The sequence below is a fragment of the Endozoicomonas sp. ALC020 genome, assembly GCF_049275935.1.
Taxonomy (GTDB): Bacteria; Pseudomonadota; Gammaproteobacteria; order Pseudomonadales; family Endozoicomonadaceae; genus Endozoicomonas_A.
In genome coordinates, this window is the sequence record NZ_CP184830.1 from 2,444,067 (window position 1) to 2,463,429 (window position 19,363).

General features: G+C 46.8%; 15 protein-coding genes, 1 tRNA gene and 1 pseudogene. 11 read left to right on the forward strand and 6 right to left on the reverse strand.

All coding sequences use genetic code 11. The features are described 5' to 3' along the window. The first annotated feature begins 9 nt into the window (after positions 1-9). The 3 genes from ACOJUO_RS08610 (at position 10) to ACOJUO_RS08620 (ending at position 1,539) form a co-directional block, all read left to right on the forward strand. Positions 10-1,026, forward strand: coding sequence for a tyrosine-type recombinase/integrase (locus ACOJUO_RS08610; RefSeq protein ID WP_422136320.1), 1,017 nt, complete (start codon positions 10-12; stop codon positions 1,024-1,026). A gap of 61 nt (positions 1,027-1,087) precedes the next feature. Further along, positions 1,088-1,282: a hypothetical protein gene (locus tag ACOJUO_RS08615; RefSeq protein WP_422136321.1), complete on the forward strand. Its 195-nt coding sequence runs from the start codon at positions 1,088-1,090 to the stop codon at positions 1,280-1,282. An 8-nt stretch (positions 1,283-1,290) separates the two neighbouring features. After that, a complete protein-coding gene (locus tag ACOJUO_RS08620) occupies positions 1,291-1,539 on the forward strand; it encodes a type II toxin-antitoxin system RelE family toxin (RefSeq protein WP_422136322.1) in 249 nt (82 codons plus the stop codon). Between the two features lie 146 nt (positions 1,540-1,685). Here the strand turns inward: ACOJUO_RS08620 and ACOJUO_RS08625 are convergent. After that, a pseudogene (locus tag ACOJUO_RS08625) lies at positions 1,686-2,825 on the reverse strand (IS3 family transposase). Between the two features lies 1 nt (position 2,826). Between ACOJUO_RS08625 and ACOJUO_RS08630 the strand changes: the two are divergent. Together ACOJUO_RS08630 and ACOJUO_RS08635 are read left to right on the forward strand one after the other, a co-directional pair. Next, positions 2,827-4,455: a YfjI family protein gene (locus ACOJUO_RS08630; RefSeq protein WP_422139535.1), complete on the forward strand. Its 1,629-nt coding sequence runs from the start codon at positions 2,827-2,829 to the stop codon at positions 4,453-4,455. Between the two features lie 98 nt (positions 4,456-4,553). Continuing rightward, positions 4,554-4,790, forward strand: a complete 237-nt coding sequence (locus ACOJUO_RS08635; RefSeq protein WP_422136324.1) for a hypothetical protein — start codon at positions 4,554-4,556, stop codon at positions 4,788-4,790. 901 nt (positions 4,791-5,691) lie between these two features. Here ACOJUO_RS08635 and ACOJUO_RS08640 read toward each other — a convergent pair. Both ACOJUO_RS08640 and rhtB read right to left on the reverse strand, forming a co-directional pair. Further along, positions 5,692-5,767 (reverse strand) — tRNA-Thr (locus ACOJUO_RS08640). A gap of 415 nt (positions 5,768-6,182) precedes the next feature. Next, the gene (gene rhtB / locus ACOJUO_RS08645) at positions 6,183-6,794 is read right to left on the reverse strand and encodes a homoserine/homoserine lactone efflux protein (protein WP_422136325.1); all 612 of its coding nucleotides are present in this window, start codon (positions 6,792-6,794) and stop codon (positions 6,183-6,185) included. A 196-nt stretch (positions 6,795-6,990) separates the two neighbouring features. On the opposite strand from rhtB, the gene ACOJUO_RS08650 reads away from it, so the two are divergent. Then, positions 6,991-7,563: a hypothetical protein gene (locus ACOJUO_RS08650; protein ID WP_422139536.1), complete on the forward strand. Its 573-nt coding sequence runs from the start codon at positions 6,991-6,993 to the stop codon at positions 7,561-7,563. 9 nt (positions 7,564-7,572) lie between these two features. Continuing rightward, the gene (locus ACOJUO_RS08655; RefSeq protein WP_422139537.1) at positions 7,573-9,609 is read left to right on the forward strand and encodes a DNA phosphorothioation-associated putative methyltransferase; all 2,037 of its coding nucleotides are present in this window, start codon (positions 7,573-7,575) and stop codon (positions 9,607-9,609) included. A gap of 262 nt (positions 9,610-9,871) precedes the next feature. Here the strand turns inward: ACOJUO_RS08655 and ACOJUO_RS08660 are convergent, their stop codons facing one another. After that, positions 9,872-11,914 carry a hypothetical protein gene (locus tag ACOJUO_RS08660; RefSeq protein WP_422139538.1) on the reverse strand — a complete coding sequence of 681 codons (2,043 nt, stop codon included), beginning with the start codon at positions 11,912-11,914 and terminating at the stop codon, positions 9,872-9,874. A 558-nt stretch (positions 11,915-12,472) separates the two neighbouring features. Here ACOJUO_RS08660 and dndB point away from each other — a divergent pair. Genes dndB through ACOJUO_RS08680 form a run of 4 tightly spaced genes read left to right on the forward strand, consistent with a single transcriptional unit; the run spans position 12,473 to position 17,460 of the window. Next, positions 12,473-13,570 (forward strand): DNA sulfur modification protein DndB, encoded by a 1,098-nt coding sequence (gene dndB, locus ACOJUO_RS08665; RefSeq protein WP_422139539.1) that lies wholly within the window; start codon positions 12,473-12,475, stop codon positions 13,568-13,570. Further along, positions 13,567-15,096, forward strand: a complete 1,530-nt coding sequence (dndC, locus tag ACOJUO_RS08670) for a DNA phosphorothioation system sulfurtransferase DndC (RefSeq protein WP_422139540.1) — start codon at positions 13,567-13,569, stop codon at positions 15,094-15,096. Before dndB ends, dndC begins: the two co-directional genes overlap by 4 nt. Then, positions 15,093-17,120 carry a DNA sulfur modification protein DndD gene (gene dndD, locus ACOJUO_RS08675; RefSeq protein ID WP_422139541.1) on the forward strand — a complete coding sequence of 676 codons (2,028 nt, stop codon included), beginning with the start codon at positions 15,093-15,095 and terminating at the stop codon, positions 17,118-17,120. Before dndC ends, dndD begins: the two co-directional genes overlap by 4 nt. Continuing rightward, positions 17,110-17,460 carry a DndE family protein gene (locus ACOJUO_RS08680; RefSeq protein WP_422139542.1) on the forward strand — a complete coding sequence of 117 codons (351 nt, stop codon included), beginning with the start codon at positions 17,110-17,112 and terminating at the stop codon, positions 17,458-17,460. Before dndD ends, ACOJUO_RS08680 begins: the two co-directional genes overlap by 11 nt. Positions 17,461-17,481: 21 nt before the next feature. Here the strand turns inward: ACOJUO_RS08680 and ACOJUO_RS08685 are convergent, their stop codons facing one another. Then, complete coding sequence (locus tag ACOJUO_RS08685) at positions 17,482-18,675, reverse strand: DGQHR domain-containing protein (RefSeq protein WP_422139543.1); 1,194 nt, start codon at positions 18,673-18,675, stop codon at positions 17,482-17,484. Next, positions 18,672-19,193 (reverse strand): hypothetical protein, encoded by a 522-nt coding sequence (locus ACOJUO_RS08690; RefSeq protein ID WP_422139544.1) that lies wholly within the window; start codon positions 19,191-19,193, stop codon positions 18,672-18,674. Before ACOJUO_RS08690 ends, ACOJUO_RS08685 begins: the two co-directional genes overlap by 4 nt. Between the last annotated feature and the right edge of the window lie 170 nt (positions 19,194-19,363).

Sequence of the window (19,363 nt, forward strand, 5' to 3'; positions counted from 1 at the left end):
CTGTCTGATTTGATCGAAGCTTATCTAGCCAATCTTCATAGGCAGGGTAAGCCTACCGCTAAGGATGCCCGGTACATGCTTGAAAAGTACGTTACCAAGGCTTACCCACTACTGGCAGAAAAGAAAGTGCACCAGGTTGTAATAGAGGACATATCGGAAGTTCTTCGACAGATGATTAAGGACGGACTCACCACCAGCGTTAACCGTACCAGAAGCTTTTTACATGCTGCCTTTGCTTTCGGCTTGAAGGCAGACCATGATCCACGGCACCAGCTGGAACACGGTAGCCGCTTCCACCTGCAGCATAACCCTGTATCCGCGATTCCCAGACAGGCAGACTTTGAAAAGACCAGAGATAGAACTCTGAGCATTGAGGAAGTTAATTCCCTGTGGCATGAGGTTATGAACGTCAACAAGCTGGGTAGAATTATCGGGTTGTTTATTCGTTTCATGCTGGCTACTGGAGGGCAGAGACCAAAGCAGCTACTGGCTTCTGGCTGGGATCGTTACGACACCTTCAGAAAAACCCTGTTAGTTGATGACACTAAAGGCAGGGGAGGTAATCGGGAGCATTTAATACCACTGACAGATAGAGCATTGGCAATCATTGAAGAAGTCCGAGAGTTGACCGCCGATTATCCTTGGCCTTTTGCTACCAACCACAACGCACCCATAAGACTTGATAGCCTGTCTACTGCCTTTACCCGCTACTGTGATGCTCTGGAAGCTGAAGCCAAGGCAGCAGGCACACCAACACCTGAACGATTCACAGCCAAGGATATTCGACGGACGGCTCACTATCTTATGGTGGATGCCGGTTTAACCAGAGAGCAAAGAAATCTGTTACAGAATCACGCCCAAACAGGCATAGATACCAGGCATTACAACCGACACGACCAGTTACCAGAGAAGCGGGAAGCGATCCGCAAGTATGACGCTTGGCTCTCAAAGATCATCGACGGAAAGGCTAGCAAGCTGGTGGATCTTGACCAGTACCGGCAGTCCACCAGCAGCGTTAAAAAATAGGGAATACGTAAAACGGACAGATCCAAAAAGTACCATTTAATCAATTACCGGAGATAACACCATGCCAGCACAACCAAAGCCACAATACATAACCGATGACCAGGGCAACCGGGTATCTGTCGTTCTGCCTTTGGATCAGTACCAGGAACTGATAGAAGACCTTGAAGACCTTGCGACAGTGGCAGAGCGCCGAGACGAGGAAACCGTATCACACGAGGAGCTTATCAAGTCCCTGAAGGCAGCCGACAAGCTATGAGCCGGTTCGTGTTGAGCTGGAAGAAATCAGCACAGAAGGAACTCAGAAAGCTACCCAAGGCAACAGTAATAAAGCTGGTGGCCTTGGCTGAATCGCTGGTGAATGATCCACACCCGGACGGATGCCGCAAGCTGTCAGGCACAGAACACACCTACCGGGTAAGGTCTGGTGATTATCGGATTGTGTACCAAGTACATAACGCTCAGCTAATCATTGAAGTGGTGAGGGTAGGCCACCGGAAAGAAGTCTACCGATAAGAACGACGCGGGCCCGAGCCTGTAACAGAATAGCCAGTCTAGGGTAGCTCCCGAAAAGGCGGATAACCCACCCGCCCTGACTGGCTGACTTAACTGTGGGGGATCGCTGGGGGCAGTGTAGTGGTCAAGTAAAAACGGACACCTGATTAAGCTGCTTTTTTCAATTTTTGCTTCTCGAAGTCTACTGGAATCATATAGTCCAGATAGGAATGCAATCTGTTATTGTTGTAGAACAAAATGTAATCAATAACATGTGCCTCTACTTCTGCCCGAGTATCATAAATATAATGATCCGTTCTTTCCCTTTTCAGGCTGCCAAAGAACCGCTCCATCACAGAGTTATCCCAGCAATTACCCTTGCGACTCATACTACAGACCATCCCATACTCCCTGAGTTGATTCTGATACTCCAGAGACGCGTACTGGCTGCCACGATCTGAATGGTGCATCACACCATCTCCAGGCTTTCTGCCCCAGTAAGCCATTCTCAAAGCTTCCAGGGGCAGCTCTGTCGTCATACGGTTACTCATCGACCAACCGACGACTTTCCGCGAAAACAGATCAACGACAGCCGCCAGATAAACCCAGCCTTCACGAGTCCAGAGGTAGCTGATATCAGCTACGTATACTCTGTCGGGTGCTGAAACTGAAAACTCACGATTCAAAAGGTTTGCCGCCACTGGCAGTTTGTGTTTGCTGTTGGTTGTCACCTTGAATTTTTTGACCACCCGAACCCGCAGGCCAAGCCGTTGCATCAGGGTTTTGGCCTGATAACGCCCTATGCTGTAACCTTTTTCCATAAGAGTCACCTGATTGAGCAAAAATCTCTCGGGCATCTGCCTCCAGGCGAAACATCTCCGGGTCAATCTGTTGATTTTTTGCCTGTTGTTTATTCCATTCGTAGAAACTACTGCGACTAACTTTTAGTGCTTTGCATAGCGTTACGACAGGATAGGCCTTCCTCTCCCGCTGTATGAAGGCGTATCTTACAGCTGGTCTTTCGCAAAGAAGGCCATGGCTTTTTTTAAGATTTCCTGTTCCATTTTCAGCTGTTTGTTTTCAGCTTCAAGCTCTTTGATTCTCTGCTGTTCAGTCGTCAGGGCCTGATGGCCTTTGCCGGGGAAAGCCAGCTCTTTCTTCTCTTCACTGAGTCGAACCCAACGACGGAGGTTAGTCGCACAAATTCCTAGACTTCTGGCGACTGCTGTAGGCGACTGAGCATGTTCAGTAACCAGTTTTACAGCTTTGAGTTTGAATTCCTGAGAATAATGTTTTCGCGTTGCCATTATGAACCTCGTTACTGGTTGCACTATTGTGCTTAACGAGGTGTCCGGTGTCATTAGACCACTTCACTACAGCATGGCGCTGTGTGACCAGACACACCCAAACATTAAAGTAGTTCGGCCTGAAGCCATACAGGAAGAAATCAGGCAGAGTGGTTTAGACAGTGGGAGCAGGCCCGCTATTGATTGGCCGGAACTGCTACCCGTTCAGGAGATTACACCGGATATGCTCCCCCCGGAGCTTTCCGGCTGGCTGATGGACACGGTAGAGCGAATGGACAATGCCCCCTTTGAATATGCCGCTGTTGCTGCTGTAACTGCCCTGGGGAGTCTGATCGGTCGAAAGGTTAGTGTGAAACCAAAGCAGTATGACGACTGGGCAATCATTCCTAATCTGTGGGGCTGCTGTATTGGCAGGCCAAGCCAGAAAAAGACACCTGTCATCAAAGACACTACCAAGCCATTAACCCGGCTGGAGGCTGAAGCCAGAGCAGAGCACAAGGAAGACCTGAAGCGTTACCAGGCGCAAGAGAAAATAAACCAGATGGCAACCAGGGAAGCAGAGCGACAGGCACAGGCACTGGTAAAGAAAAAGGATCTACAGGCCGCTGAAGCCCTGTTGATGGATGACAGCAGCGACCCGGAGAAGCCCGCCAGCCGCCGTTACATCGTCAATGACGCCACTGTAGAGAAACTGGGTATATTGCTGTCTGAAAATCCATGGGGGTTGCTACTGTTTCGTGATGAGCTGGCCGGATGGATAGCAGGGCTCAACCGGGACGACCAACAACAGGACCGGGCTTTCTGGCTGGAAGCGTTCAACGGCGATGGAACATACAGCTATGACCGTGTAACCCGTGACGATGTTTACATAACCTCTAACACAGTGTCATTGCTTGGAGGGATTCAACCGGGGCGATTACTGCCACTGTTGATGACCCAGAGAGACGGGAGCGGGGACGATGGACTTGTAGAACGTTTTCAGCTGCTGGTGTATCCAGATAAACGATCATTCAGGCTGACCGACAGGAGCCCGGACAAGGCATTGAAGGAACAGGCATATCAGGTATTTCGAAGGCTGGATAACATCCCATACCAACCAGAGGAAGAGGACAGGCCCGCTATCCGATTTGATGATCAGGCACAAGCAGTGTTTAACCGCTGGTACTCTGATCTGATGACCCGGATCAGTGGCGAAGGTGTCAGCCTGCAGATGGAAAGCCACCTCGGTAAGTATCCGTCTTTAATGCCAGCACTGGCCCTTGTGTTTCATGTTATCAGCAACGGGGCAACAGGCCGGATCAGCAAGGCATCAGTTGAAATGGCTATCCGCTGGTGCGATGTATTGGAGACTCACGCCAGACGGGTTTATGCCTTGGCCGACGATCCATTAGCCGGGGCCCGGATACTGGCGGACCGTATAGGGCAGTTGCCGCAACCCTTCAAAATGGCAGACCTTGAGCGTAGAAGGTGGATAGGGCTGCAGGAGAAGCGGGACCGAGAACAGGCTGTAAAGTGGTTAGAACTACATGGCTATATTGTGCGGGAAGAGTCAAAAGGCCGGGGCCGTCCTTCAGTCACTTTTCATATAAACCCGGCTTGCTTGGTAGAAGAAGAAAAAAACGAAAAATAGCAGGGGTAGGTATCAGTAAAAACCAGTAAAAAGACTTTTTACCCCTTTTTACTGACCCCTACCCTACATGATTTCTGTTTTTTTTCAGGAGAACGACCATGCTAATCAATGCTGAAAACAGGTTCGTTGCTAACCAGTGGATGATAATAAATTGGGTAGCTGAATACCTGAGTGTGCCGACAACCCACGTGAAGATAACCAGGCTACTTAACTCTGAACTGGGGTTGCTCATTACAGGGCAATACAGAAAGGTGAATAGCCAGCAGTGGGAGCCCTTCCAGCCAATGACCCGGATACATAGTCAGCAGCCGAACAAGAAAAATCTGCAGAGTTAGAAACAGGGCGCTAACCACCACAGGTGATAGCGGGAAGTACCGCTATCAATCCTGCCTCACCTGGGAGCTTATGAGAATTTACTGAGGGTGGTTGTTGTTTAGTTGTTACTGATAACCCATTGGGCCTGAAGATAAAAAAAGAACTGATAGAACAACCAGACGGCCACCAACCCCCAAACTGTGCAGATTCGCATAGTTTCAACGGGACCCTGACCAGATCGGCATAGCCACGGGGGAACGGATGCGCGGGAATTGGCAAAATTCCTGTGTTCTATGGTCGTCAGCAGCAGCTCTATCAAGCCCTTGCTTCCACTGGCCTGAGAGCTGGCGAAGCTGACGACAGGGAAGAGGGGGGGGTAAGAAAATCTCTAAAGCTTTATAGGATAGTGACCGTCGCCCCAGGTAGATTTTTATGTGGACAAAATTAAAAAATCCGATTTGGTGATTTGTGAGTAATGCAGAGCGGGAATTCCCGCTTAGGTTATGAATTCGTCAGGGTCCTTTCTGGTCTGATTGCTGCGGGTGCGAAAGGTCGCGGTGTTTTCAGTGTGCGTGGCTCTGCTTTAGGCCGGTTCCGTTTCCGCTTTGTTAAATGTGGAAATTCCCGTAATTACAAGCCTGCTTGTCTATCCAGAAGCGGAAACGGGTAGCAGTCTTTCACATCCGCAGCAATTAGGTCAGAAAGGACCCGGACCAGTCTGGGGTAACTGCAGATGTGGACTGCCTGTTTTTAATATTTCTGAATACCGACAGGAGAGAGCGAAGATAGGCTGAGAAATATCGGTTTCATTCCCATGTAATGCCGCTACAGTCCGACAGAAACGGGGACCAATATGGGGACCAAATCGACAGATAGCAAAAAGCCCGCAGTGTTCACTAACACTACGGGCTTCGCTGTATATGGTGCCGGCACCAAGAGTCGAACTCGGGACCCACTGATTACAAGTCAGTTGCTCTACCAACTGAGCTATACCGGCAAAGAACGAGGTGCATAATATGTATGAGCAGGTTCTTTGTCAATAACACCGGGTACAAAAAACAGACCCTGCGGTCTGCTTTTTGTACGATCCTTGTGAAACCTCTTCCTGCTCTGAAACGAGCATCCTGCTATCCTGGTCTTTCCTGACCACTTCAGGCGTCCTGCCTCAATTTACTTCCCATCTGAATGCTGACTTCAAAGCTTCCTGCTTTGTCCGCTTCCTGCGGTATTCAAGTCTTCCTGACTATCCCGAGGCGTCCTGCCTGAAGTAATCCTTGTCAGCTAAAGTCTTCCTGACTTTACGAACGTCCTGTTCCCTGCTGACGATTCCTATTATCCATGGCTAGGTATTTTCCGAAACCGGAGGTTTCCCCTTCCTTTTGTGAGACATTGACCATAGTGCGTTGGAACAGTTATCGCTGACTGGCAGCCAGAAGCCCGCCGCAGGTTATAAACATTGAGCCAAACAGTCGGTTTTGCAGCTTCCCGTATTTTTTCAGAAATGGCATCAGCTTTAGGGCGAAGCTGGCGTAACCCAGCATGACCAGGCTATCAACCAGGATCATAGTGATTCCCATAATCAGGTATTGGGGCCAGAGTGTCAGAGCAGGATCAATAAACTGCGGCAGGAAAGCCGCCTGAAAAACAATGGCCTTGGGGTTAGTCAGATTCACCAGAATGGCACTGGCAAAGGATTTTTTCTTGCTGGTGCGGATTTGGCTTTCGACCGAAAACTCATTGGGTGCTTCACGCCATTTCATGATGCCCAGGAAAATCAGGTAAAGAGCGCCTGTCCACTTGATCAGGGTAAACAGTGTCTCTGAGGCTGCAAGGATGGCCCCAAGACCGGCAGCGACGACAATCAGAAATATAATCAGAGCGACCTGGAGTCCCATGATGGATGGCAGGGTCCGGATCAGCCCTGAGCGAATGGCGTTGGCCATGGTATTAACCGCACCGGCTCCCGGCGTTAAGCTGATAATGATGGTTGCGGCCAGAAAAGTCAGCCAGGTATTAAGTTCCATTGAGGTTCCAGGTCAGAAAAACAAGTCTTTTAACTGTAGATCAGACTGTTTTTTAATCGATGAATCGAGTGTGCGCAACACAAATTAAAAGAAGAGAAAAAAATCGAGATCTGAATACTAAAAAAGCCAATCAAAGATCTGCTTTTTAAAGTCTGTGATATGGTGCCCAAGAGAAGAAACAATAGCAGGTTTCACCATGCCCCAGCTGAACCAACCTTGCAGCAAACACTTCACCTACCGGCAGCTGGTTGAGTGCGGTGAAACCTGGCAATCGTCGTCTATTGATAACCTGCCGCTAAATGACCAAAGCTGGCAGGCTCTTGCTGATTTGGCGACCTATATACTCGATCCGGTTTATGAGCAGTTTGGTGCCCTGGAAATCACCTACGGCTTTTGCTCCCCCCCATTGGCGACGGCAAGAAAAAAACTGGCCAAAGAACAGGGCGTGCTGCCTTCTATCTACCCCACACTGGATCAGCACAGCTGCTTTGAAAAAAATAGGAAGGGAGACATCATCTGCTCCCGGGGAGGAGCTGCCTGCGATTTTCATGTGCCGGACACCTCATCATTGGAGATAACCACATGGATCGTTAAACAGCTCCCCTTTGACAGGCTCTACTTTTATGGGCATGACAAGCCCATTCACGTTAGTTACAACAGCGACTCCCGAAATGCAGCCGTATGTATAATGACACCAAAAACCAATGGTCAGGGTTATATTCCCCGGAATCTCTCCCCAGAGCGCTTTCTTGAAGAATTTCAGCTATAAATAAAGGCCATGAATGAACAAGAATGGTATGAAACCGTTGCACAACTGGAGCTCGGCAAAAAACTGCCTAAAGCACTCTATCTCCACCGTTCGGCACTGAGTGAAACCGCACCGGATTTTTTCTCTTGGATTTATCAGAAAGCAACGAATTCAGGCATACCGGAACAACACTGGAATATCCTTCGCCTCCATAAAGACTCTTTCAAAGTCACCCTGCTCTACTATCCGGATTTCTACGACGAAGCCTATCCATCACTGCACTTCAGTTATGGCTTAGACTTCGCCAGCGAGAAAATAAAAGCCACTGACTTTACCAGCTTCACCAACCCGCCAATCCTCCATCGCAAAGAGCACATGATCCTCCCCTCAGACCCTAACCACGCGGACTTTTGTGAGATTACCCGGGAAGGCGAAGCGGCAGGGCTGTATGAAAACACACGCATCATTGGGTTCCGTAACAGCTGGGAAACCCTGATCAAAGAAAAAGGCTACGAACTACTGGATGGACGTCTATTCCGGAGGGCCGCCATCAGCACAGAAGAAACACAACACAAGGTCGACCGCCACAAAACTGCACTGAGCCGAGACAGCCTTTCAAGCCCCATGAAAACACTGGCCAATAATGGCTACTTGAAGGGGCAATACACCGTGTTTGACTACGGCTGCGGCCATGGCGATGACCTGTCGGAAATACAGGCCCATGGCATCACCGCCAGTGGTTGGGATCCAAACTGGCGACCCGAGGGTGAAAAAACAGAAGGAGACCTGGTCAACCTTGGCTATGTCATTAACGTGATCGAAGACCTGGAAGAAAGGGTTGATGCAGTACTCGGAGCCTGGCGCCTGACCGGCAAATTACTGGTGGTATCCGCCATGATTGCCAGCGAACAACACATCCGCAAATTCAAGCCCTTTAAAGACGGTGTACTCACCAGCAGAAATACGTTTCAAAAATACTTCAGCCAGACTGAACTCCAGATTTTTATCGAACAGATTCTGGATGAAGAACCCATCCCGGTAGCGCCAGGGATCATTTATATTTTCAAAGATAAAGACGAAGAACAGCTCTACCTGGCCAATAAGCAACGCCGAAGGCCACAATGGAAGCAGCTGGTTCATAAGAGCAGGCCCACCTCCAACAAAAAACGGCTATTAGAAGAAAACCATCAACTATTGGAAAATTTCTGGCAACGCTGCCTTGAGCTGGGCCGATTGCCCAACGCTGACGAGTTTGAAAAATCAAAGCTTTTAGCAGCAGAGATAGGCTCACCCAAACAGGCCTTTAATCTGCTAAAGGGTGAGGCGGATATGCGGGCACTGGATCAGGCAGCAAAAGAGAGAACGGAAGATTTACAGGTCTATTTCGCACTGCAGCAATTCTATAAAAAACGTATTTACAAACACATGCCAGACCAGCTAAAAAGAGACATCAAAGCCTTCTTTGGTGACTACAAAACGGCGGTTTCAGAGTCTCGTGAGCTGCTGTTCTCCCTGGCAGAACCCAACCTTATCGACCAGATGTGCGAACTGGCTCACCAACAATTACCTGCCAGTATCCTTAACGGCGGCCACTCATTGATTATCCATAGTCGTTTTATTAAAGACCTGCCGCCCCCGCTAAGAATCTACGCAGGTTGTGCCACACAGCTTTTTTCGGAAACCGATGGAGTGGATCTGATAAAAATTCATATCCGTTCCGGCAAGCTGACCCTGTTGACCTATGTGGGTTTTGAAACCCAGCCGATTCCCATGCTTCGTGAACGGGTCAAAATCAACCTGCGCCAGCGTACTGTTGATTTTTTTGACTATGGCTATGGCGACTATGATCCACAACCACTTTACTGGAAGTCCCGACTGATGGACGCCAGCTTTCCCGATTATGATAAGCAACGGTCATTCGATAAACGCCTTTCCAGCTTGAGCATACCTGAGCTGGCTGAGGGGTATGGCCCATCGCTAGAGAATCTGTCTGTCTTGCTTCGGAAGCACGGACTCACGATTAAAGGTTACCGGTTCTTCAAAGCACAGGGTGCCGTCGCACCCTAATAATGCAAAGTAAGAACAGTTCATGCGGATGGTCGAAACCATAAAACAGGGCAAGAGAAAATAGCTACACCCCGATTGCAAAAGGTCCATAGATAGACTAGATCTAGTCCACAAACAGGAGGTCAGTGATGAGAATTGAACCGATCAGCTTTGTAAAAAAGAATGCGGCCATGATGACCTTTATCTTTATGAGCCAGTTTCAAAAGACCAGTCGATTGTTGTAGCAGTTTGTCTATCGGCGGTAATCACTTATTAGAAACATTCAATCCAGCAAACGCGTCGGGCGATAGGCCCTGTCCTGGTGAATTTTACAGGGCTGCCGGAAATGAGCACCAGCAACCATTACCAGGAATTTCATGCGGGCCAGGGTCAATCCTAACTTCTCAGCGGCTTGCTTTAGCAGGACTTCACCACCCTCTTCATCCAGCAGTGCATCCATGGGTTCCGCAAAGGCTTTTAAGGGCTCCGCAAATTGTTCGCCAATTCGCTCTACCAGTTCTTTAACACGACGCTTCACGTCCCGGCGACTCAGTCCCAGCTCATTGCCAACATCATTGAGTCTGCGGTCTTGCACACTCAGCTTCAGTAGAATCTGGAAATCTCGCCGATCCAGTTCTTTCTGGATCATAGCCTGAACCCTGGCATAAGGCTTGGTGAAATCAGCTTGCGACTCAAGGGGTTTGGCAGGTTCTTCCAACACTGGCCGCAGACAGTACTCAGCAAAGCCCTCGGCTACATAATCATTATCTAATGATTGACCACGCCCATAAGTTTTTCTCTCAACGACTTGGGCTGAGGAAGAAAAAGAGGGTTCCAGAGCTGTGGCCCGCTCTTTAACTTTCTTGGCCAGCTCAAATACATTGGCCCGTTTTGAGAGCAGTTCAGCAATCTTTGGCCTTGATGTTGAGTAAGCTGTTACCTCCTCAACTACTTCATTGAAGGGTACCTCTTCAGAAGCCACCCTGTTAGCCAAGAGCTGCTTCTCCAATGCAACTTTGGTAAGGAAATCGGCTTGCGCCTCTTTATCAAACCTGCCAAATACTGCAAGCTGATCAGCGGTTGGTTCACGACCTTCCAGAAGTCGCTTTTTATAAGTAACCAATCTGACAGCATCGATCTTTTTTTGCTGCTCCGTTCTGCCATGATCGGCAGCAATAGGTATAGTGTTCTGGCTATCATCAATAGGCTCTGCAAAAGCAACATCGGAGTTAGCGTCGTTTTTTTCAAAGTCAGCCTGTTCAACTGTAGTTTCAATGGCTGGACTATTCCGAAGCTCATTCAGCTTATGTTGAACCAGCTCCCTCAGCTTTATCGCTTCCGTTGTCGAGAAGAATTTCAGCTCAGCTAAAATAGCCTGCTGAGCCGTTGCATCGGTAACACTGCTAAGATGCAGTATTTTTAACTGTGCTATCGTTTTGCCAACATAAGGTCGAGCTATTGATTTCCTGTTCTTAAGCACCGGTTTGGCGCTATCCTTTACAACCTCACTGAGAGAGTCCTCGACCATGCCCTGCGGCTCTTCTCTGTCCAGCACACTCAAACGGCCCCGAACCCGATCACGTAGTCGGTTACATTTGATCACAGACCGATGTTGTAATTCTTCGTAAAGCTTCTCCAGCAAATGCCTGTTGGTGTAAGCCTGCCAGTAGAGTGTCTCCAACTGTTGAACACTTTTACCAATAAATGGACGAGATGCTTTTGTCTCTACTTTTCCTTCAGCTGTCACTTCTTCTTGAGTCACTTCTGCGACAGCTTCAGGGCTTATCAGCCCTGCTCCTGTAATGAGGGGGACTTTCTCTGCTTCACCTAAAGGCAAGGTCTCTAAACGTTCACGGACTCGCAGTTGAAATATTCGCGCAGCCGATGATGATCGGAAACTGAGTTCTTCCAAAAGGGTCTTTAGAGCTTCGGCATCAAAATTGTCTTTAAAATGCTCACGAATCAGATCCTGATCGCTCAAATCGGATAGTGGGCGTACAGTCGTGGGCAAAACTTTAGAAGCACTGTCACCATTCAAAGATGCTTCAGAATCCACATCTGATTGAACTGACTGTGAGTGAAGTTTCAAAAGATCCGGTTGACGACGGATGTCAACCTTAATCCCATCAGTCAAGCCCTCATAGGTCTGTTTGGCCAGCTCCGAGGCAAATAGCATAAAACCTTCACCATCCATAATGAACGGCATTTGTCGGTTGTGATGCGCTTCCAGAATGGAGCCCCAGCCAGGCTGTGTTGTTGTCAGAAAAAAAGCGGAATATTCTTTTTCAGGTTTTATTGATTGCTGGTGCTGTGTTTTAAGATCCATGAATTTTACTTTTGCACTTCATTCACCCAAGGCATAAAAGCTCTGGAAAATACGACTGATTCAGATAGCAGTCACGACATAACATCCCTTCCCACAAGACCATTAACTCAAGTCAACTATTCAGTATTTGTCTATTGTATGGAATATTTTTCTATGTTCTTAGCAGTGTTGACCGAAGACAACCGAAGGAAACCCATACCCAAGAGTTAACCAGACGCCCTCTTCCCCAGATGGTGCACAAATCGCCCACCTTCAGCTTTGCTCTGTAACAAATCATGATTCTAAAAAGTACAGAGTTTTGAGTTATCTCTTTGAGTGGATGGGTCTGTGTCTTCCATTTCAAGCACGTCACCACCGGTCATTTTACGAATTATACTTTATAACAGCATAATCGGTTCAGGTCACATAAGTCCCGTCGCGTCGAGTTGTTGGGTAATCTCATATATTACTGATGATCTACCTGGTACATAATTTATCACTTCCGATCTATTCGCATGTACGTAATTCTTGCACTATTTTCTCTTCCTCTACAGTGCTTTTTTACAAACAGGTACAGAGATGATTGGCAAACGCCTAAGTGAATTCAGCCATACTTTTCCAGCTGTCCGAGGTATACAATCCGGCAGGCCTTGCTACATAGCAATGTGCCCGATGCGTCTGATACCAAAAATATTTATTTTTGATGAAGAAGAAGTGCCTCCGGAGCTGCGTGCCCAGCGCATACTGAATCGTTCGCGCATACCGGAGATTGCTATTTATCTGCTTGAGAACCGAGAAGATTACACACTATCAGCAATCACGGCTTCAATAAATAATCAGGTTCATTTTGAACCACTGGCAGATACAGGGGTTGCGGTAAACCTTGGCCTACTCTCGGTACCGATGGATGCTCAGATCCTTATCAATGATGGGCAACATCGTCGGGCTGCTATTGAAGAGGCAATCAACCAGAATAGCGAACTGGGACATGATAATATTCCCGTTCTGTTTTTCAGCGACGATGGTCTTAAACGTAGTCAGCAGATGTTTGCAGATCTCAATAAACACGCAGTAAGGCCCAATGATTCGCTCAGTACACTCTACGACCTTCGGGACCCTGGTTCAGCTATGGCAAGATATATCGTGGCCAGCGTATCATGCTTTAAGAAGCTGACCGAGATGGAGAAATCAAACATCTCAAACAGAAGCATCAAGTTATTTGCCCTCAGCAGTGTTAAACTAGCTAGTCGCAGTCTCCTACGCAAAGGGCCAAAAGATGCAATTTCCCAAGAGGAGATGCAGTTAGCCACTGAGTACTGGCAAGCGGTTACAGAGGCGATGCCAGACTGGAAAGACACGGAAGAGAGAAAGGTTACCTCAGCGGAGCTAAGGAACCATTTTGTACATGCGCACGGCGTCACTCTTCACGCTTTGGGTTGCGCTGGTGCGGATCTGCTTACCCAGTACAGAGATGATTGGAAAAGCCGGTTGGTCAACTTGAAAAACATTGATTGGTCTCGATCAAATACAGAACTATGGGAAGGGCGTGCCCTTCTGCATGGACGGCTGAGTAAAGCCCGTACCAATGTCGCATTAACTGCCAATGTGATACGTAAGGCTCTAGGTGTTCGGCTTAACCCGGAAGACCAGTCTCTTGAAGAGACATTTTTGCAATGACAGATGAAACCCTTTTATACCCTGGCATTGATGAGATGCTGGCAGACATTGATACCACCTATGCAGGTAGACCTCTCAAAGACCTAGTTTTCGAAATTCAACAGCTGTACCAGCACGATGACAAACCCTGGGTGATTGGTTTCTCTGGCGGTAAAGACTCCACTACCATCTTGTCTCTGGTCTATACCGCACTACTGAACCTGAAAACGGAAGAACTGCACAAACATGTCTATGTGGTTTCATCTGATACGCTGGTAGAAACCCCGGTTGTGGTCGATCAGATCAAGCACGTTATTGATGCGGTGAACAAAGGTGCTCAGGAACACAACTTGCCAATCACCGCCCATCAAGTTTTCCCAAAAACCAACGAAACCTTTTGGGCAAACCTATTAGGTAAAGGCTACCCAGCACCAACAACCTCTTTCCGCTGGTGCACTGAGCGCATGAAAATCGATCCGGTCAGTGACTTTATCATGGATAAGGTGGCTCGCTTCGGCGAAGTAATTGTGATCCTTGGTTCCAGAAGCCAGGAGAGTTCTTCCCGTGCTCAGGTGATTGCCAAGCACAAGATTGATGGCAGCATACTTGCCCGCCACACTTCTCTGCCCGGTGCTTTCACTTACATGCCTATCGAAAGCTGGACCCATGATGAAGTCTGGATGTATCTCTTGGCCACCTATGCGCCTTGGGGTGGCACAAACCGTGAATTATTTAACCTTTACAAAGGTTCTAATGCCGGTGAATGCCCTCTGGTGATTGATAAAAGCACGCCATCCTGCGGAAATTCACGTTTTGGCTGCTGGACCTGTACCGTCGTCACCAAAGATAAAGCCATTGAAGGGTTAATTGAAAATGGGGCAACCTGGATGGAGCCACTCTTGAAATTCCGTCAGAAGCTCTGGGACAGCACCAAACCGGAAAATAAAGCCGAACTCCGTAACACCCGCCGTCGTGATGGCCGCATCAGTTATGTTCGCAGCCGCTCTGTTAATGATGATGGCACCCGGGATATCAAAAGAGCGTTTGGCCCTTATAAAATGAGTGTTCGTCAGGACTGGTTGAAAGAACTCTTAACCATCGAAAGGGATCTGCGGGTCCAAGGGCAAGATATAGAACTAATCACTCGCCCAGAGTTACACGCTATCCGAAAAGAATGGCTTCATGACCCACTGGATCCGGACTGGACTGATAGTCTGCCAGCCATCTACAAAGAAGTGTATGGCGAAGACCTTGACTGGGTAGAAAACGATGCGGGCGCTTTCACCAAGCCGGACGCAGATTTATTGAAAGAGCTTGAAACAGATTATGAGGTTCCAGCCGAGCTGATCATGAAGCTGATTGAGCTTGAACTTTCCATGGAAGGACTCAGTGTCCGCCGTGGTCTGTTACGGAAAATGGAAACCCTGCTCGAACAGGACTGGGATGCCGACTCCAGCCATGAATACCGGATCAAAAGCGTTGAACAGCTCGACAGTTATGAAAAAGAGATGAAAGAGTTGCGTGAGAAATATGAGGAACTTGCATGATCCTGGAAGAGCTGGTAATTTGTGACTTCCGGGTCATCAGTGGTGTTGAGACTGTTAAATTAGCACCAGAAATACGACACGGACGTAAACGCCCCATTATTCTCTTTGGTGGTTTGAACGGCGCTGGTAAAACGACCACACTGACCGCAATCCGTTTGGCACTTTATGGCCGCCATAGCCTTGGCCACAATGTTTCCAACAAGGAGTACGAGGAATACCTGAAAGAGTCTGTGCACAAAAGCAGAAACTCTCTGGTCCAGGCCAATGCCGCTTATATTCACCTGAGTTTCAGTTATGCAACCCGTGGTGAAGTATCACAGTACACGGTTAAAAGGGCATGGACGGTTAATGGCAAGGTTAAAGAAACCCTGAAAATTGAAAAAGATGGAGAAGCACTCAACGAACTGAGCTACGAACAATGCCAGGGATTTCTCAATGAGTTGGTGCCTATCGGTGTGTCTGACCTTTTCTTCTTTGATGGGGAAAAAATTGCCGAACTGGCTGAAGACAATACCGGCAAGGCACTGGGAGCAGCCATCAGAAAGCTGCTAGGGCTGGATGTTATCAACCGTATGCGGGACGACCTGGCTATTTACCTGCGGGAGAAGAACACGGCGGCGATGCCAGAAGAGCATCAGCACATCATTTCAGCGCTGAAAGAAAAATACGGTATTGCTTATGCCAGTTATAAAGAAGCACTGGATAAGCAAAGCGAAGCTATACGACAGATTGCGCTGGTCGATGATGAGATAAAAAAATCTGAGTCCTATATCTCCAGTAAAGGGGGGGACTGGGCTCGATCTCGCACAGAAGAGCAGGGGCGCATTGACCAGCTATTGGCTGAGAAGAAAATGCTCGAAGGTCAGTTACGTGACTGCATGGCTGGTGAATTCCCATTAGTCATTGCCATGAACAAGGTGGAAGAGCTCCTGCAACAGCTTGAAATCGAACAGGACTACAAAAAGCAACTACTGCTAAAAGCCACACTGGACCAAAAGATAACTACCCTGAAAAAGGCTCTGGAAAAAACGCTGCACAACAAACAGCTCGTTGAGAAGGCTGTGTCAGAAGCGTTTGCCGATGTATTTGAAGCTGCGAATACCGTTGAAGTGATTCATGACTGTTCTGACAAACAGTTTGCAAGAACTGCACACCTGATACGTGAAGTACTCCCCAACGCCAGAAAGCAAATGCTGGAGCTAGGGCAAAGCCTGGCGGATATCCAGACCGAGCTTGACAATGCCAGCAAAAACCTTGAGCGAGCACCGGACGAAGCTTTCCTGAAAGATGAGCTGGAACAGATCAGGGCGTTTAACCAGAAGCGGTCTGAGATGGTTGGCGCAGCAACGCTGGCCAAAAAAGAAGCAAAGAAAACACTGAGAACGGCGATGGATATCATGCGCCAGATGCAGAAAAAGGAGTCGGAGTTTAGCGCTAATTTCTCCAGCGGTCGGGCTTATGAGCTGGCAAAACGTTCCCGAGAACTGTTAAATGAGTTTGCCGAAAAAGCAACAATTAATAAGGTCAAACAGCTGGAAGCAGAGTTTGTACGCTCCTTCAAAAAACTGGCCCGTAAAGATGACATTAGTATTAAAGCAACGATCAACCCAAAAACCTTTGACGTTTGCTTGTTGAACAAAAATGGTGATGAGATCAATAAGCAGCAACTGTCCGCCGGTGAGAAACAGATCTTTGCGATCGCCATGTTGGAAGCCCTGGCTCGCACCTCTGGCCGTAAACTGCCCGTAATTATCGACACACCATTAGGCCGTCTCGACAGTAAGCACCGCAGCAAGCTGGTAGAAAGTTACTTCCCGACGGCAAGCCATCAGGTGGTAATTTTGTCTACGGACACTGAGATTGATAAGGAGTACTTTAACACTCTGTCACCTCATATTTCCCATGTGTACGAGGTGGACTATATCCCTGATGAAGGACGATCTGAGTTCCTGAAGCGCCAGCGTTACTTTGGTCAAAAGCTGGAAGATGAGTCTGTAAGGGAGTTTACCCCGAATGTTGCCTAATCAATTTCGTATATCCAAAAAAGCAACAGATACTTTGGCTATGATGAAAGGCCGTACGGGTATCACACCCAATATTCTAGCTCGTTTGGCAATCGCACACGCACTAGAATCGAACTCATTAAGTCAAGATATTACTTCTACACCTGGAGATCAGGTTTTACATACCTCAACCTTATTCGGAGAGCATGCTGAGATGTATGCCATGCTTATTAGGCAACAATCCGAGGGCATAGATATTTCAAAGGCTGTTACTCAATTAATCGATAACGGCCTTGGTATTTTTACCGGGGTTAATAATCTAAATGATCTTTTCATAAAATGTAAGGAGAAGGTGGCATAGGCCACCTTTTTTATTTCAAAGTCACAGTGTAACTTTTAATTGATTGTATGGAATTTCACTTAAATCAACTCCCAAACCATCTGCACTCTTAACACCACAAGCAATCAAGAGTAAATTCCTTATCTGCGTTCTGCCTATTCCAGAAGCTTGTATATTTGTAAAATCTACATCACTAGCCTTTTTTAATATTTCAGAGAAATATGTCTCACTTCCATCCAACGTATTGTGAAAATCAAAAAGCAGCTCTTTCAAAAAATCAAAAGACGCCTGAATTCCAACAGTTTTTACGATATAGCTTTTCTCAATACTTTGATTCCACAGCACACTATTTAAAGCCATAAAATAATTTCTAACTATTTCATAAATAGCCTCATCATAGCCATCAATATAAAGAAATCTTAGAGGAGTACCATCATTACTAAGCAATTCAGATCTTGATCTTTTCGATATTGGTAAAGATAGTAAATCATGCCTATCTTTTTTTGGGTTTTTTGAAATCAATTTCAAAACACCATCTACAATTGTCGCCATGGATACCGACCAGACAGGCTTATCCAAATTACCTGATGGCATCCCAAGGGTTATTTTTGATTTCAACGGTGTATCTTCAACATTTAATCGCCTAACAATGGAGACTGCCAACGTTTCTGGTACCCAAGTATTCTCATCCGAGCTTTCTATATCAAAGCCAAACAAATTATAAGCAAGGCTACGATCAACTTTTTTCTGATTAAAGTTAATCGTAGAAAACAAATATGCATGAAAAGGCACTGGTAGATCAGTATAAATTGCGCATAGCAATTCCACATTTAAATACTCTTTCTCACAGTATTCAAAAGCATGCAACCTATGCTGACCATCAATTATTGAACCTAGCTTTTCTCCAGTAGGTATAATTAACTTACCATCCTCAATCTTCCATGAAAGATTATCATCATCACCAACATATTCTCCATTTGGTTTGTAGTTAGCCCCTATAATAATTGCATTAGGGAAAGCAGCCTCTTTTGTTCTAATATAGTCAGCAATTTCCTTCAGCCTTTTTTCACTCTCTAAGCGTTGAGTACCCTCTATTGACAACCCATTATCACGAATCGATGCCGGAGCAGAATATGTTACCTTAAGTAAGTGCTCAACTCTGATGCTAGCGATATAAAACTGTCCTAAAGGTTGTGTTACACTAAGTGCAGGAGTTTCAAGAAATGGAATACTCATTTTCTACCCTCTGCTCGATTCTTCATTAATGCATCCAATGATTTATCTTGGGCTGTTTTACTTGCATGATCAGACCCAACTGTCGCCTGCTTTATTTCTCTAGCAGTAATATCAAACTTTCCTGGAATAATCAGCAACCACCACAATAAAAAAAGAAGTAAAACTGCCACACCCATACAGAGCAATGACCAGACTAAAGATTCAATATTAAGAGAAGCTATTGTTCCTGTAATGATTAGTACCACGATAGTTATCACAAAAACAACATACCCTTCAGTTTCTACATTTTTTTGCATGAGAAAATCAGCAAGAATTGCAGATAACAAAGCAAACACATATGTCATTAAATTGGATTTTAGCCCCTGTATCCCATCAAACAAAGGTAACCAAACACCTACACCGCCTGCAATAATTACAACTGACAATAAATACAAAACCGGTGCTGGTGCATGGAAGCCAGTACTTATATTTTTTGAAATTTCTTCTCTGAGCTTTGTCCAGTCACTATACTTGCTCATTATTACCACCCTATACAAGTCCTGAACCTTACTTTATATAAAAGTCAAAAAACTAAAATTAGAAAAGAGCTAAATAAAACAATGCTAATAACACTAATTTCTAACCCTTAACTCGTTATACGGATTCACCATGATTAGCAAGCACTCAAAATTCCCGGTAAACTTGTACC

What these genes read in the sequence shown, in the direction of transcription:
- ACOJUO_RS08615 (WP_422136321.1), top strand. Translation starts at nt 1,088, where the DNA reads ATGCCAGCACAACCAAAGCCACAATACATAACCGATGACCAGGGCAAC.
- ACOJUO_RS08630 (WP_422139535.1), top strand. Translation starts at nt 2,827, where the DNA reads ATGAACCTCGTTACTGGTTGCACTATTGTGCTTAACGAGGTGTCCGGT.
- ACOJUO_RS08635 (WP_422136324.1), top strand. Translation starts at nt 4,554, where the DNA reads ATGCTAATCAATGCTGAAAACAGGTTCGTTGCTAACCAGTGGATGATA.
- rhtB (WP_422136325.1), bottom strand. Translation starts at nt 6,794, where the DNA reads ATGGAACTTAATACCTGGCTGACTTTTCTGGCCGCAACCATCATTATC.
- ACOJUO_RS08650 (WP_422139536.1), top strand. Translation starts at nt 6,991, where the DNA reads ATGCCCCAGCTGAACCAACCTTGCAGCAAACACTTCACCTACCGGCAG.
- ACOJUO_RS08655 (WP_422139537.1), top strand. Translation starts at nt 7,573, where the DNA reads ATGAATGAACAAGAATGGTATGAAACCGTTGCACAACTGGAGCTCGGC.
- ACOJUO_RS08660 (WP_422139538.1), bottom strand. Translation starts at nt 11,914, where the DNA reads ATGGATCTTAAAACACAGCACCAGCAATCAATAAAACCTGAAAAAGAA.
- dndB (WP_422139539.1), top strand. Translation starts at nt 12,473, where the DNA reads ATGATTGGCAAACGCCTAAGTGAATTCAGCCATACTTTTCCAGCTGTC.
- dndC (WP_422139540.1), top strand. Translation starts at nt 13,567, where the DNA reads ATGACAGATGAAACCCTTTTATACCCTGGCATTGATGAGATGCTGGCA.
- dndD (WP_422139541.1), top strand. Translation starts at nt 15,093, where the DNA reads ATGATCCTGGAAGAGCTGGTAATTTGTGACTTCCGGGTCATCAGTGGT.
- ACOJUO_RS08680 (WP_422139542.1), top strand. Translation starts at nt 17,110, where the DNA reads ATGTTGCCTAATCAATTTCGTATATCCAAAAAAGCAACAGATACTTTG.
- ACOJUO_RS08685 (WP_422139543.1), bottom strand. Translation starts at nt 18,675, where the DNA reads ATGAGTATTCCATTTCTTGAAACTCCTGCACTTAGTGTAACACAACCT.
- ACOJUO_RS08690 (WP_422139544.1), bottom strand. Translation starts at nt 19,193, where the DNA reads ATGAGCAAGTATAGTGACTGGACAAAGCTCAGAGAAGAAATTTCAAAA.